Below are 14,013 nucleotides of genomic sequence, written 5' to 3'. Positions count from 1 at the left end.
CTCACAACTAACGCTGGTTATAATGATGTTCCTGGAAACAATAATCAGCTAGTTTCACAAGACGCCTCATCTTTCGTTAAGCCACCAGTCGAGCCGGTTATCGAGGAACTGACCATTGAGCCCGCCAAATCGCCCAAGCGGTCACGGTGGGCGCGTGTACTCATTATTGTCGCGTTGGTGGTGGTTGTCGTCGTGGCGCTCGCTGGCGTGGGCGCTTGGGGCTACGGCCATTTCCGCCACATTCCGGTGAGCGTCAACGGCGCCGATCAGCAGGTGGGCGCCGATACGACGCTTGGCAAACTGATGAGGGACAACAACGATTTCGACGCCAAGCCCGGCAAGCTACTCTCCGTGTCGGGCAAGGTCCTCAAGGCCGCCGGGGGAGACCCGGTGGCGTATACGCTCAATGGCCAAAAGATCGCGGCCGGCGATGCCGACTCAGTCAAGCTGTCTGAGAACGCGAAGATCACCGTGAAAAACGGCAAGGACGTCACCGAGAAGCATGACGTCCAGGGGACGCCGGTTCCCTTCAACGTCGTCATCAACGGCCATGGTGTCATCCAAAAACTCAGGCAAGTCGGCAAGGATGGTTCCAACGAGGTCTGGACCGGCAAGATCTCCGGCGAAAAGGTTGACAAAGGCGAGGTCAAAAAGCCTCAGGACCTCATCGTCGACACGTTCTCGCCTCAGCCTCAAGGCAAGAAGGTGATCGCGCTGACCTTCGATGACGGTCCCAGCCAATACAGCGGCCCGATTCTCGACATCTTGAAGAATGAGGGCGTGAAGGCCACGTTCTTCGATGTTGGCGAGCACGCCGTGGCCGAACCGCAGATGGAGCAGCGCATGTTGGCCGAGGGGCACCAGGTGGCCAGCCACAGCAACACGCATCCCGACATGTGGAAGCTCAACGAGCAGCAGTTGCAGTCCGAGATCTCGCAAGGCTTGGATAATCTCAAAAAGGCCTCGAACACCACCACGAAGATGCTGCGCGCGCCTTACGGCAATTTCGGCGCCGACCAGTGGCGGTACTCCAACGGGCTGGTCGATTACAACGTGATTTGGACCATCGATACCAAGGACTGGAAGCTGCCAGGCGCTCCGGCGATCTCCAACGAGGCCCTTTCCAAGGCGTATAACGGCGCCGTGGTGCTGATGCATGACGGCGGCGGCGACCGCACGGAGGACATCGCGGCGCTGCCGGGCATCATTGACGGTCTCAAGGCGCAAGGCTTCGAGTTCGTCACCATCGACCAGCTCATAGCGATGAACGGTCAATAAGCCGTTGTTTTTGGCTTGTTGTATGGGTGAAAGTGGGTTTGTCTCGTCTTCACCCACACTTGGTATTGACGGCATTTTGAGCATTCTTCCCGATAAATGACAAATAATATAAATGTTTCGTATTGTTACAAAACATGTGTACTAGATGTGTGCTAATGTTATGTTTTGTTAGGTTACGACACAACAAGGAGCAAAAATGACAACTGTGTTGGTTACCGGGGGAGCCGGATATATCGGCACGCACACCGACGTGGAGCTGCTGAACAAGGGCTATGACGTCATCAGCGTCGACAATTACGTCAATTCAGTGCCGGAAGCGCTTGACCGTGTCAAGACGATCACCGGCAAGGAAGTCAAGCGTTACGACGGCGATGTGCGCGATGAAGAGCTGATGAACCGCATCTTCGAAGAGAACGATGTCGACTGGGTCATCCACTTCGCGGGCCTCAAGGCTGTGGGCGAGTCCGTCGCCAAGCCGATCGAGTACTACGACAACAACCTCACCGGCACGATGGTGCTGCTGAAGACGATGCGCGACCACGGCGTCAAGAAGATCATCTTCTCCTCGTCCGCCACCGTCTATGGCGCGGCCGAACACCTGCCGCTCACCGAGGAGAGCCCCGTCGGCGGCACCACCAACCCGTATGGCACCTCCAAGCTTTTCCAGGAGCAAATCCTGCGCGACGTTTACGTTGCCGACGACACCTGGACGATCGTGCTGCTGCGCTACTTCAACCCGGTCGGCGCCCACGCCTCTGGCCTCTTGGGCGAGGATCCGAAGGGCATTCCCGCCAACCTCACCCCCTACATCGCCAAGGTGGCGCTGGGCGAGCTCAAGGAAGTTCAGGTCTACGGCGACGATTACCCGACCCCGGACGGTACTGGCGTGCGCGATTACATCCACGTCGTTGATTTGGCCAAGGGCCACGTCGCGGTGATCGACAAGATTGAGAAGCCGGGTGTCTACACTTATAACCTCGGCACCGGCCATGGCTACTCCGTTCTCGAGGTCATCAAGGCCTACGAGAAGGCCGCCGGGCATAAGATTCCGTACGTCATCAAGCCGCGTCGCCCCGGCGACATCGCGGCCTGCTACGCGGATTCCTCGAAGGCCGAACGTGAGCTGGGTTGGAAGGCCGAGCTGGGCATCGACGAGATGGCCGCTTCCTCCCTCAACTGGCAGACCAAGAACCCCAAGGGCTTCCGCAAGGACTGACTGTCTTTTGATAAATCGCTGAAGAGCCGCCACCATTTTGAACGTATGGTGGCGGCTCCTTTGTCATTGGATGATTTCATCAGAACAGCCTATATATATTCGTCGCAAGCAACGAAAGTTGAATAAGCGAGATTATTCTTTCTCTAATCTAGTGTTTGTCAAAATGTTTATGTTCATAAACAAACCAAATTGTTTACGAACATAAACAAACTGTTGTGGTGGGTAAAGATACGTGAGATACGAATTGGGGCTTCCAATCAGTTTGATTGGAAGCCCCAATTCTAAAGATCTACGCTATATGAAACTCAGTAGCTGTGCGCGCTCAGCCAGTGGTTGTAGGCGCCTTGTACGCTGCCGTAGCGGCCGTTGCAGTAGCCCCAGAACCACTTGAGCTGGGTCTGGTAGTTGGTCGCCCAATCGGCGCCGGCGCTCGACATCTTGCTGCCCGGCAAGGCCTGCGGAAGTCCGTAAGCGCCGGAAGGGTTCTGCGCGTTGATACGCCAGCCGGATTCATGGCTGATGATGTAGACGGTGGCGGTGAAGTCGGCTTCCGAGCCGCCGGTGGAAAGCAGGTAATCATGCGCCCACTGCTGCATGTCGCCGACAGGAACCGTGGAGCCGATGTTCGCGGCTGCGCTGGAGACGCTCGAATTAGAGCCGGTGCCTATAAGAATGACCTTGTCGACAGGCGCCTGCTTGACAAATGAAGTGAACACGTTGGAGGAGACGGTCTTCTTGCCGGCCTTGGTCACCAGGCTCGTGGTCTCCATCACGCCTTCCTGGCCTTCGGTCTGCACTTTCTGCTGGCCCTTGGGCAGGTCCGAAGTCTCCTTGGTCACGACGTTGAAACCGATGGGGGAGTCGGAGGTCTCGAGATTCGCGTCCGCACGTTCGATGGTGATGACGGTGGATTCCTTGACCTTGGTCTTAAGGTCGGGCTTGACGACATCGCCGGTCTCAAGGGTGATGTCGCCCTGATCAAGAACGGACTTGACGTCGGTGAAATGCGAGCCGACCACGGCGCGGTTCTTGCCGTTGATCTTGACGGTGACGTAGGTGTCGCCGGCCTTGCCGCCGCGCAGGTCCTCACGGTCAGCGCCGCGGGAGACGCCGAGCGCGTTGGCGTCGGTGGCCGAATACGAGGTGATGCGATTCAGGGAACTCTGCTGCGCATTATGGGCATGAACGGCGAACACGCTGCCGCCCACCAATGCCACGACCGCTGTCGCTGACGCCGCGATCTTGATCCACTGGCGCTTGCTCAGCGACCTCAAGGTCTTGGTCTGCTTACGGTGGTTAGCCTTAGCCATTAGCCTTTAATACTCCTAGGTAGTCCTACAGTTCCTATCGCGCCAAACAACGGCGTGCGTTCTCTCTCAACTCTCGACTGCTCATCGCATGTATGCACATGCGCGATGTGACGCCGCAACTTTCGCGTTCCGCTTTGGCGGACATATCAATACGTCACAAAACTGTCATAATTATAACGCGTCGCGCGGAAAACTTTGGCCGTTGGGCGTTCCCGTGGCCGCATGCCGGTTTTGGGGTTCGGCCGATGGCGTTGGAATCGCCTTATTCCTTGGTTTTGAATAGCAGTATGCCGATAGCCAAACAGGTCGGCTATCGGCATATCAATCTAAAACGCATCAACATACGCCGCAGCAAACTTCAAAACAGGTCACTGTAGCGCCCATCGCAAGGTTGGATCCGAACTCCAATCCATTCAGGCGTTCGCGTCTTCCTTGGCGTTGACATCAAGGGCGCGGGCCTGCTTGATGACCTCATCCAGGTCGGAGGCGCGCAGGGCACCGGCCTGCTTGAAGATGATCTGGCCTTTCTTGGCGATCATCAGCGTGGGAACGGCCTGGATCTCGGCCGCCGTGGCAAGCTCCTGGTTCTGGTCGATGTCGACCTTGCCGAAGACGATGTCGGGGTTGGCCTCGCTGGCCTTCTCATAGACCGGGCCGAAGGCCTTGCACGGGCCGCACCAGGTGGCCCAGAAATCCACCAGGACCAGCTCGTTGTTGGTGATGGTCTCTTCAAAGTTCTTTGCCGTCAAAGTCTGCGTTGCCATGATCATGGCTCCTTCCGCTTGTCCGTTGCGTCGAATCCGGTTGCCTGACAGCTGTGGATTCGATTAGTATCCAGTCTCGCAGTAAACCCCAACATCGCTAAGCCGGTGACGAAACAATGGACGTTTCGCGCATTCGTCAGCAAGCCGGCCGATAATGGAACCATGCCAGTCTTGAATGATGAAGTGCCCGACGAGGGCGATTTCGATGCGGGGCGGCGCCGTGGCGAGTTCGACGGCATCACGCCCGAGGATTTCGTGCGCGGAGGCAGCAACGGCAACCCTCCCGGGTGGCTTTCGCCGCATGACATCGATGAGGCGCGCGCCAAGCTGCCCATCGTCTATGTCGAGGTGGTTCCCGTGCGCTGCGACGACATGGGCCGTATCGCCGAAGTCGGCTCGCTGCTCCGCGTGCGCGACAGCGGCTCGGTGGAACGCACGCTGATCACCGGCCGCATTCTCTTCCACGAGACCATCCGCGAAGCCATCGCCCGCAACATCGCCAAGGACCTCGGCGATCTCGCCCTGCCGATCCTGCCCGCGAGCCTGCAGCCCTTCACGGTGGCGGAGTTCTTCCCGACCCCCGGCATCTCGGAGTTCTATGACCCGCGCCAGCACGCCATCGCGCTGTGCTATGTGGTGCAGATCTCCGGCGACTGCAAGCCGCTTGACCGCACGTTGGACGTCGAATGGTGCGACGTGGAGAGCAAGCGGCTCGACACGTTCGTCGACCAGATGTCGGGTGGACACGGCCAGATCATCCGCCGTGCGCTCTCGTGGGCCGGCGTGGGTGAGTAGTCAGTCAGAAGGAATGCATGAATATTCGCATCAGCAATAAGATCTATCGTTCCGGGAAAGGCGTTCCGCTCATCCTGCTGCACGCCTTCCCGGTGGACGCGAGAATGTGGGATGATTGCGCGGCGAGCCTGATCAGATTGGGCGATGAGCGCGGGATCGCCCCGTTCCCCATTTGGGCGTCGGATGTGCCGGGCGCGGGCGACGCCTCGATTCCCGATGCCCATGCCACCGGTCCGATCGCCGATGACGGCGCCTACGCCGAGGCGATGGACAAGGTGGCCGAGGCCTACGTTTCCGTGCTGCATATCACCGGTCACGACAAGGCCATCTGGGCCGGGCTTTCGATGGGCGGCTATATCGCGATGGATATCCAGCGCCTGTATCCCGAAACTGTCGCTGGACTTGCCTTGTGCGACACCACCACCGCTGCGGATAGTCCTCAAGCACGTGCAAACCGACTGAAAATCGCCGAGACCTGCGAAAGCGACAACACCGTCGAGCCGGTGATGCATTTCGCGCGTCCGCAATCTGGCGATTCCACCATCAAACGGAGCCAGCGGTTCCAGGATCTGCTGGCCGGTTGGATTCACGACCAGCGTCCGGAAGGGTTGGCCTGGCGCGAGCGCATGGCCGCCGGACGCGTTGACACCACCGACCAGTTGTCGCGTGTCACTGCTCCCGCCGCGATTGTCAGTGGGCGGAACGATCCTTCGAGCCCGCCCGAGAAGATGCGTCCGATCGCCGCGGCCATGACCTCCACGCAGGTCGCCTTCACCGCGATACCGGATTGCGGGCATTTCAGCGCGGTGGAGCATCCCGATGCCGTGGCGAATGCACTGCTTGATCTGGTCGAGCGCGTCTGAGTGCTATCTGTCTTTTACTGCCCGTATCTGAGTTGCAAAGTGCACTTTTCTGACGACACTGTCGGGAAAGTGCATGTTGGGGGTGGCAAGGTGCATTTATTTGACGTCACCGTCAAAAAGATGCACGTTGGGTTGGCTAACTTGCACTTATCTGACGTTAGCGTCTGAAAAATGCACGATGCTCGGTAAATCTATTGTTGCTGTGTGATAATGAATAATCTGATATAGCGTTTCATGTAACGGCGCTGGAAGTTTTTGGGAATAGACAAGTTTGCAGGACTTAAAGGGGATCAAATGGCTGCTTCGTTCTCATCGTTGGCATTGACTCAGGTGCTGCCGTTTTTACCGCTTGCGCAGGGCGACATCGATTACCAGACCGATCGTAGGGGTGAGCCGGGGCTGATCGACGCGGTGCTCGCGCAGACGGGGACGACGGTCGTTTTCGTGCGTGACGGCCTCGTGGCGGTGCCCGACGGACAGGCGGCCCGGGTCGATTACGAGACCGCGAAGATACGCTTGGCCGAGGTGCCGGGGGAGTATGTCCTGCGCGGGTTTGGCGGCGCGCTTGGCGATTCTGAAGAGACCGGTGTGATCGCCATGTTTCTTGGCAGCTATGGCGTGGGCACGGCGCATCCCCAGGCCGTGGTCGCCCTCGATGTGTCCGGGTTGGCGGATGCCGCCGAGGCGAATGGCGATGACCATGCCGGCGCGTCCTCCTCGACGGTTTTGCCGACGGTGCTGAAACGGGCGCTGGAACGTTTTGACTGGGTCTCTCTGCGGGGCTTCGCCGCGCATGGCTCGGCGCGTCAGGTCGGGCAGGCCACCACCGCTGTGGCGTTGTGCATGTGGCACGCCTCGCAGCGTCATTGCCCGCGATGCGGTTCCCCGGTGCGTCCCGCCAATGCCGGATGGGCCCAGCGATGCGTCAATGAAGGCTGCCCATCACACCGCTCGCTGCTGTTCCCGCGTATCGAGCCGGCGGTCATCGTCTCCATCGTCGACGGCCAGGGCCGGCTGCTTTTGCAGCATAACAAGGCATGGAAGAATCCCACCCGCTACTCGGTCTGCGCGGGGTTCGTCGAGGCGGGCGAGAACCTCGAGCATGCCTGCCGGCGCGAAGCCAGCGAGGAGACCGGGCTGAAACTGGGGGAGCTCAAATACCTGGGTTCGCAGCCCTGGCCTTTCCCGGCCTCGTTGATGGTTGCGTTCAAGGCCCGTGCGCTGGGCACCGATATTGATGTGGACAACCGTGAGACGGTCGATGCCCGTTTCTTCACGCGCGACGAGTTCGCCGATGCCCTCACCGAGGGCCGGGTGGCCTGGCCGGGGAAATCGACCGTCGCCCGCTACATGATCGAGGAATGGTATGGACAGAAATTGTAATGCAAATATTCTGTTCTTCTGTTGGGGAAAATCGTTATCAACCGTTCTGTTCGTTGTTTTTCCGGCCTGGATTTTCGTAATATGAATTCCTCGTTCGTTTATCGCCCATGGTATGAGCGATAGTCAAATCGTTGCGATATTCTAGTTAACCGGTACGCCGAGAAGGGCATCTGGAGGAAGAATGGACGACGTGATCAGCAGCGATAGCGAGCCTGAGGCATTGACGAGCGAGCTCAGCCAAGCCGATATCGCAGCCCTGGGTGTCGATGCCCCGGCAAAGCATGAGGGTCATGGCAAGCGGCATCTGCCGATTATCATCGCGGCCGTGGTGCTCGTGGTCCTTATCGTGGCGTTGGTCGCCGCGTTCTTCGGCACTCGTTGGTATTACAAAGATAAGGCGGCCCCGGGCGTTCATCTGGGCAATGTCGCGGTGGCGGGGCAGGACGCCGCGCAGCTGAAGCAAACGGTTGACCGTGAGGCGAAGAACTCGAAGGTCCTCGTCTCCGACGGCCAAGGCAAAAAGACGACCGCGAATTTCAAGGATTTCGGTGTCACCGTCAATGTTGACAAGACGGTCCAGAACCTGTTGGCGGCGAAAGGCGACGGCGCGAGCCGCGTCATCCCGTTCTCGAAATCGAATGTCAAGCTGGTCGCCAAGGTCACGGATCTGCCGATCGACACCTATCTGACCAACGCGTTCGTCAAAGACAACGAAAAGGCCGTTCCCTCGTCCATCGCCTTCAACGGAAGCAACGCCTTCGTGGTGCAGGCCGGCCGTGGCGGTCGCGCGCCCGAGCTGAGCAGCGTCAAGCGTTGCGTCAACGCTCTGATCGCCGATCCCGGCCAGGTGCAGACCGCGAAAATCACCTACAAGAACGTCGACACCCCCATTTCGCAGAACACCGCGGAAGCGGCCGCCGCGTCGGCCAACAAGCTGTTGGCCAACAAGATCGTCATCAACAACGGCGACGCGAGCAAATTCGAGGTGCCTGTGGCGCAACTCGCCTCGTGGATCAAGCCTGACGCCGATCTGGCGAAAGGCACCATCACGCTCGACATCGACAAAGACGCCATCACCAATTACCTCAACATGGAGATGCCCAAAGAGCTCAATCAGGAGATGGTCAGCCAGCAGGACATCATCGACACCGCGGGCAATGTGTTGCTGACCACGACCAAAGGCGTCGATGGCGTCAAGATCAAGGACGTGGGCCCGGTGGCCGATCAGGTCTACAGCGCCTTGACCTCCTCTCAGCCTGCCACCATTCAGGCGGCGGCCGACATCACCAAATTCGACGTCAAGCAGACCAAGCCGCAGATGAGGCTCGTGGTCGACAAATCCTCCCAGACCGTCACCGTCTACAAGGACGACCAAGTGGTGCAGACCTTCCCGGTGTGCACGGGCAGGGCCGACCACCAGACGAGCACGGGGACCTACGTCATCAACCTGCGCTACGCCACGCAGACCATGCGCGGGCCGGATTATGTGACTCCCGGTGTGCCTTGGATCAGCTATTTCAATGGTGGACAGGGCTTCCATGGCGCTCCTTGGAATCCCACCGGCATCAGCACGGGCGACCCGGCCGGCCACGGCTCGCATGGTTGCGTCAACATGAACGTGTCCGATGCCAAGTGGATTTATGACAACTGCCCGCAAGGTTCGCTAGTGCAGGTTGTGGGCGGCCAGCCCACTGGTCCGGTGAGGTAAGTTTCGGGCGGTTTAAAGGCCTTTCCTGTTTTGTAGGCGCGTCTTGCGGTTTTTCGCGGGGCGCGTTTTTATTTCGCGGCAAGCAAGACATCGGGCGCTGTGATGCGCTAATCTGGCAACATGAGCGAAAACAACATGAACGACACCGAGATCGACGACACCACCGAAGCCACCGCCAAACCCGTTTCCTTGGACGTGCCTGACCATCTGCAGTATTCCGGCGACCATGCGTGGGTCGATGACGCCGAGGGGATTGCCGTCATCGGCATCACCGAATACGCGGCCAACCAGATGGGCGAGATCGTCTATGTCGATCTGCCGGAACCCGGCACCCCGGTGCGCGCCGGCGATGAGATCGTCGAGATGGAAAGCGCCAAGACGGTCCAGAACCTCATCTCGCCGGTCGAGGGCACCGTCCGATACGTCAACCAGGCGGTCGCCGACGATCCGCAGGTCATCAACAACGACCCTTACGGTGAGGGCTGGATCCTCAAAGTGGAGCTCGACGATGACGAGCCGGAGCTGATGGACGCCGAGCAGTATGCCGCCATGGTTCGTCGCGCCCAATGATGTGGCTGGGTCCCGTTTCGGTGGACAACGGAGACCGGGCTTGAAAAGATGGCGCGGTGACCTGCGTGGCTTTCGGCGCGGAACATACCAATGCCAATAATCAAGAACCTATGAACACGCGAACGAACGGAAACACATGGCACGCAAACGGTTGAAAGAACACGCTGGGTCGGCGCGCGCGGACGATATGCCCACGGTGCCGATCGAGGTGCATCGCGCCTCCACCTCCTTCGACTCGCGCAAGACCTCCATCCCGCGCCATGGTGACATCGAGCCATTGCTGCGGCACGCGAGAAAGGCCGTCACCCAAGGGTTCGGGCTATGGGCGAGGTTCTCGACCAAGTTGGTGCGGCGATGGGGATGGTTCCCCAAGGTCGAGCCTTACGCGGGCTATGGAACAGACGATTACGCGCGGCTGGTGTGCCGGACGGTGATGGCTCCCGGCGGCTCGCGTTCCGGTGAGCTGATGCGCGGCATCCGTGGCATGCTTGCGGTGCCGGCGGCCGGGGTGCGGGTGAAAATCGAGATCGATGGCGTGCCGGTCAATTCGGTGCAGGTGGGGGTCTCCGAGGTTTACGACCGTTACGACACCTCGCGCGAGATCAGTTCGGCGTACGCCATTTCCGACAGCGCCGGCTACCTCGACCTCGTCGCCGAACGCGGCAACACACCCGGCGTCCACCACGTCTCCTATCAGGTCGCCGGACGAAGGAAGGTCGACTCCGAGCTGTTCGTCGTGGCCGAAAGAGCCAAAGTGGGCATCATCACCGACGTCGACGACACGATCATGGTGACCCACGCGCCGAGTCCGGTCAAGGCGGCCTACAATCTGTTGTTGCTCAACCCCAAGAAACGCAGCACCGTGCCGGGGATGAGCGCCTTGTTCACGCGCCTTTCCGACATGCTGCCGGATGCGCCGTTCTTCTATCTGTCGACCTCGCCGTGGAACGTCGAGAGCTCGATACGTAATTTCATCGCCGAACAGGGTTATCCGGCCGGGCCGTTGCTGTTGCGCGATCTCGACCCGAGGCCCAAGGCGTTCATACCCACGGGCGTCGAGCACAAGCTGGAGTTCGCCGAGCAGCTGATGGAGGATTTCCCGGATATGAGATTCATCCTCATCGGCGACGACGGGCAGAAGGATCCGGTGACCTATGCCACCATCGCGCGGCGCTACCCAGGGCGGGTGTTGGCCATCGCCATCCGCGAGCTGAGCCCGAAGGAGGCCTCGCCCTTGGCCGAGGTCGCGGGGCTGACCGCCACCCAGCCCATGCCGGTCACCGATGTCCCCGTCTTCACCGGCACCACCGGCTCCAACATCATGAAGACCATGCTGCCTTACCTGCGCCATACACTGGGTCTGGAATCCGCGAAAAGCGAATAGCGCGAACGTTCCTCAGATATTTTTCTTACGATTCTGCGCATTGAATGTCATGGGGCTTTGCCAGCCCTGAGATAGTCGCCTCGCGCTCAAAGGCCCGCCGTTGTTCGTTCGATGAGTATAGGCTTGTGTGGTATGACCGAAGAATCGAACCTCACGCCGACATCGTCGAAAACCGTTGGTATTCCGCCTGTTCCGCAAGCCAAACGCGAACCAAAGGCGCGCACGGCGCACGGCGACACCTTCATCGACCCATACGAGTGGATGCGCGACAAGGCTTCGCCGGACCTGCAACGGTTCGTGCGCGAGGAAAACGAGTATTACCGTGCGCACACGGCTGGTTTCGACGGGCTGAAGCACCGGTTGTTCGAGGAACTCAAGTCGCGGGTCGATGAGACGGATATGTCCGTTCCAACACGAATGGATGGTTATTGGTATTTCGTACGGACGCAGGAGGGCCTGCAATACGGGGTGCAGTGCCGTCTGCCGATCGCCGGGCCGGATGACTGGGATCCGCCGCAGATCAAAGCGGGCGACGCACCTGGCTCGATGCCGGGGGAGCAGGTCGTCTTCGACCCGAACGTCGAGGCGAAAGGCCATGATTTCTTCCGCTTGGGCGGGCTTGACCTGACCCGCGACGGACGTTGGCTGCTCTATGGCGTCGACACCGCCGGCAGCGAACGTTACGATTACCGCATCCGCAGCCTCGAGGACGGCCATGAGCTGCCCGAGGTGTTCAAAGGGATCTCGGAAGCCTGCTTCACGCCCGACGGCAAGTGGGTGTTCTACACGTTGCTCGACCAATCGTGGCGTCCGTACGCCGTCCGGCGGCATCAGGTCGGCACCAGCGTCGACGAGGATGTCGAGGTCTTCCACGAGCGTGACGAGAAATTTTGGGTCGGGGTCGGCACGAGTTTCGACGAACGCAACGTGGTCATCGGCACCTCGTCCAAAACCACCGGTGAGGTGCTGACATTGCCGGTCGACGATCCGGAAGGTGAATTCCGTGCGTTCATCCCGCGTCAGGAGGGCATCGAATACGATGTGAGCTTCGCGCGGTTCGAGGGCGCAGGCAACGACGGCTCCGACATCCCGCTGGCGCTTGTGTATCACAATGCGAGGAACCCGAATTTCGAGGTCGATATGGTCGATTTGCGTTCGCACGAGCCGCCGTACGCGTTGGGTGAGGGCGTGGCTGTGGCCGTGGGCTCGCCGTATGGCTGCGAGCGGGGCGATGAGGTCGAAGCTGGTGCGGCTGCCAAGCGGGTGAATACTCCGTACGATAATCCCGACAATCCTGAGATTCTGCGGGGCGCTCGCGGGCTGGGTATCGAGGGCATCGCGATGTATCGCAATTTCGTGGTGCTGAGCTATCGCAAGGACAGCCTGCCCCATGTCGCCGTGATGACGAAACGGGACGCGCTTGAAGATTTCCTGGTGCGGCGGCCATGGCGGTTCCGCGAGTTGAAGCCGGATGCGGATAGCCGGAACGAGCGGCTGTATTCGATTTCCGCCGGCGGCAACCCCTCCTACGACGTGCCGCGTATGCGTTATTCGTTCTCGAGCTATACGCAACCAGGACAGTTGCGCGAGCTTGACGTGGCCACCGGCCAAAGCAAGCTGCTCAAGCGCGCGAAGGTGCATGGCGGTTTCGATGCCGCCAACTACCGCGAGCGGCGCGTCTGGGTGCGCGTGCGAGACGGTGAGCTGGTGCCGGTCTCGTTGGTTTGGCGGCCGGATCGGTGTAAAGCCATGGCGGCCTTGGGTGACGATTTGAGCCGCATCGACTTGCTGGATGTTGCTGAAAGTCCGGCTGATGGTGGTCCTGTTTCGCTTGGTGGGGGCACTTCTGAACGTCACGATGAATCGAATGATGCCGGGCTGAAGCAGAACCATGAATCGTGCCCTGTCGCCGGTCCGCTGTTCATCACCGGCTACGGCGCCTACGAGATCAGCAGCGACCCGGGCTTCTCCGTGGCTCGCGTGAGCATGCTCGACCGTGGCGTGCTTTACGCCGTGGTGCATGTCCGTGGAGGCGGCGAGATGGGCCGCGCCTGGTACGAACAGGGGCGCAGGCTTAACAAACGTCATACATTCGAGGATTTCGTTGATGCCACCAAAGCCTTGCAACAGGCGGGGCTGGCAGATCCTAAACGCACCGTCGGTAACGGCGGCTCCGCAGGAGGCCTGCTGATGGGTGCCGTGGCGAACATGGCTCCGCAATGCTACGCGGGCATCGAGGCGGACGTGCCATTCGTGGACGCGCTCACCTCGATTCTCGATCCGTCGCTGCCGTTGACGGTCACGGAATGGGACGAGTGGGGCGATCCGCTCCACGACAAAACCGTCTACGACTATATGAAGTCGTATTCGCCGTATGAAAATGCGCCGTTCGGGCCTTGGCAGGGCGATGACGAATCCGAGAAACCGCTACAAGCCCAAAACGCCTTGAACCAAAAGGGTGAAGGCCACGATGCCGACGGCCCAGATACCGATGGCTTCGTTCCCGATGCTGCCACTTCGCGTTATCCCAGGATCTTCGCCACCACGTCGATGAACGACACCCGCGTGCTCTATGTGGAACCGCTCAAGTGGGTCGCCCGTCTGCAAGCGCAGGGCGTGGACGCCATCGCGCGCATCGAGGTCGAGGCCGGGCATGGCGGCACTTCCGGCCGTTACAAACAGTGGCAGGAAGTCAGCGACGAAAACGCCTGGTGCCTGAACGCGATGGGTATTGACGAATAA

At 59.9% G+C, this 14,013-nt stretch carries 11 protein-coding genes; 9 read left to right on the top strand and 2 right to left on the bottom strand.

Going from position 1 to position 14,013, the window contains the following annotated elements; genetic code table 11:
• The first annotated feature begins 177 nt into the window (after positions 1-177).
• A complete protein-coding gene (locus OZX73_RS07575; protein WP_277149049.1) occupies positions 178-1,278 on the top strand; it encodes a polysaccharide deacetylase family protein in 1,101 nt (366 codons plus the stop codon).
• A 196-nt stretch (positions 1,279-1,474) separates the two neighbouring features.
• A complete protein-coding gene (galE, locus tag OZX73_RS07570) occupies positions 1,475-2,494 on the top strand; it encodes a UDP-glucose 4-epimerase GalE (protein WP_277149047.1) in 1,020 nt (339 codons plus the stop codon).
• Between the two features lie 305 nt (positions 2,495-2,799).
• Here galE and OZX73_RS07565 read toward each other — a convergent pair whose 3' ends face one another.
• Positions 2,800-3,804 carry a G5 domain-containing protein gene (locus OZX73_RS07565; RefSeq protein ID WP_277149045.1) on the bottom strand — a complete coding sequence of 335 codons (1,005 nt, stop codon included), beginning with the start codon at positions 3,802-3,804 and terminating at the stop codon, positions 2,800-2,802.
• A 413-nt stretch (positions 3,805-4,217) separates the two neighbouring features.
• Positions 4,218-4,568 (bottom strand): thioredoxin, encoded by a 351-nt coding sequence (gene trxA, locus OZX73_RS07560; RefSeq protein ID WP_277149043.1) that lies wholly within the window; start codon positions 4,566-4,568, stop codon positions 4,218-4,220.
• A gap of 162 nt (positions 4,569-4,730) precedes the next feature.
• Here trxA and OZX73_RS07555 point away from each other — a divergent pair, with 162 nt between their 5' ends.
• The 7 genes from OZX73_RS07555 (at position 4,731) to OZX73_RS07525 (ending at position 14,013) form a co-directional block, all read left to right on the top strand.
• A complete protein-coding gene (locus tag OZX73_RS07555; protein WP_277149041.1) occupies positions 4,731-5,363 on the top strand; it encodes an NUDIX hydrolase family protein in 633 nt (210 codons plus the stop codon).
• Positions 5,364-5,380: 17 nt separating this feature from the next.
• Entirely contained in the window at positions 5,381-6,226 is an 846-nt protein-coding gene (locus tag OZX73_RS07550) for an alpha/beta hydrolase (RefSeq protein ID WP_277149039.1), read from the top strand.
• A 294-nt stretch (positions 6,227-6,520) separates the two neighbouring features.
• Positions 6,521-7,609: an NAD(+) diphosphatase gene (gene nudC / locus OZX73_RS07545; RefSeq protein ID WP_277149037.1), complete on the top strand. Its 1,089-nt coding sequence runs from the start codon at positions 6,521-6,523 to the stop codon at positions 7,607-7,609.
• Positions 7,610-7,799: 190 nt separating this feature from the next.
• Entirely contained in the window at positions 7,800-9,317 is a 1,518-nt protein-coding gene (locus tag OZX73_RS07540; RefSeq protein ID WP_277149035.1) for a L,D-transpeptidase, read from the top strand.
• A 120-nt stretch (positions 9,318-9,437) separates the two neighbouring features.
• On the top strand, positions 9,438-9,887 hold the full coding sequence (gene gcvH / locus OZX73_RS07535; protein ID WP_277149033.1) for a glycine cleavage system protein GcvH: 450 nt from the start codon (positions 9,438-9,440) through the stop codon (positions 9,885-9,887).
• Positions 9,888-10,023: 136 nt separating this feature from the next.
• Entirely contained in the window at positions 10,024-11,271 is a 1,248-nt protein-coding gene (locus tag OZX73_RS07530; RefSeq protein ID WP_277149031.1) for a phosphatase domain-containing protein, read from the top strand.
• Positions 11,272-11,403: 132 nt separating this feature from the next.
• Positions 11,404-14,013, top strand: a complete 2,610-nt coding sequence (locus OZX73_RS07525; protein ID WP_277149029.1) for a prolyl oligopeptidase family serine peptidase — start codon at positions 11,404-11,406, stop codon at positions 14,011-14,013.

Source organism: Bifidobacterium sp. ESL0775 (assembly GCF_029395475.1).
Classification (GTDB): domain Bacteria; phylum Actinomycetota; class Actinomycetes; order Actinomycetales; family Bifidobacteriaceae; genus Bifidobacterium.
The sequence above is the reverse complement of the archived record's forward strand: the minus strand, read 5'-3'. Positions and strand labels throughout refer to the sequence as shown.

What these genes read in the sequence shown, in the direction of transcription:
- galE (WP_277149047.1), top strand. Translation starts at nt 1,475, where the DNA reads ATGACAACTGTGTTGGTTACCGGGGGAGCCGGATATATCGGCACGCAC.
- OZX73_RS07565 (WP_277149045.1), bottom strand. Translation starts at nt 3,804, where the DNA reads ATGGCTAAGGCTAACCACCGTAAGCAGACCAAGACCTTGAGGTCGCTG.
- trxA (WP_277149043.1), bottom strand. Translation starts at nt 4,568, where the DNA reads ATGGCAACGCAGACTTTGACGGCAAAGAACTTTGAAGAGACCATCACC.
- OZX73_RS07555 (WP_277149041.1), top strand. Translation starts at nt 4,731, where the DNA reads ATGCCAGTCTTGAATGATGAAGTGCCCGACGAGGGCGATTTCGATGCG.
- OZX73_RS07550 (WP_277149039.1), top strand. Translation starts at nt 5,381, where the DNA reads ATGAATATTCGCATCAGCAATAAGATCTATCGTTCCGGGAAAGGCGTT.
- nudC (WP_277149037.1), top strand. Translation starts at nt 6,521, where the DNA reads ATGGCTGCTTCGTTCTCATCGTTGGCATTGACTCAGGTGCTGCCGTTT.
- gcvH (WP_277149033.1), top strand. Translation starts at nt 9,438, where the DNA reads ATGAGCGAAAACAACATGAACGACACCGAGATCGACGACACCACCGAA.
- OZX73_RS07530 (WP_277149031.1), top strand. Translation starts at nt 10,024, where the DNA reads ATGGCACGCAAACGGTTGAAAGAACACGCTGGGTCGGCGCGCGCGGAC.
- OZX73_RS07525 (WP_277149029.1), top strand. Translation starts at nt 11,404, where the DNA reads ATGACCGAAGAATCGAACCTCACGCCGACATCGTCGAAAACCGTTGGT.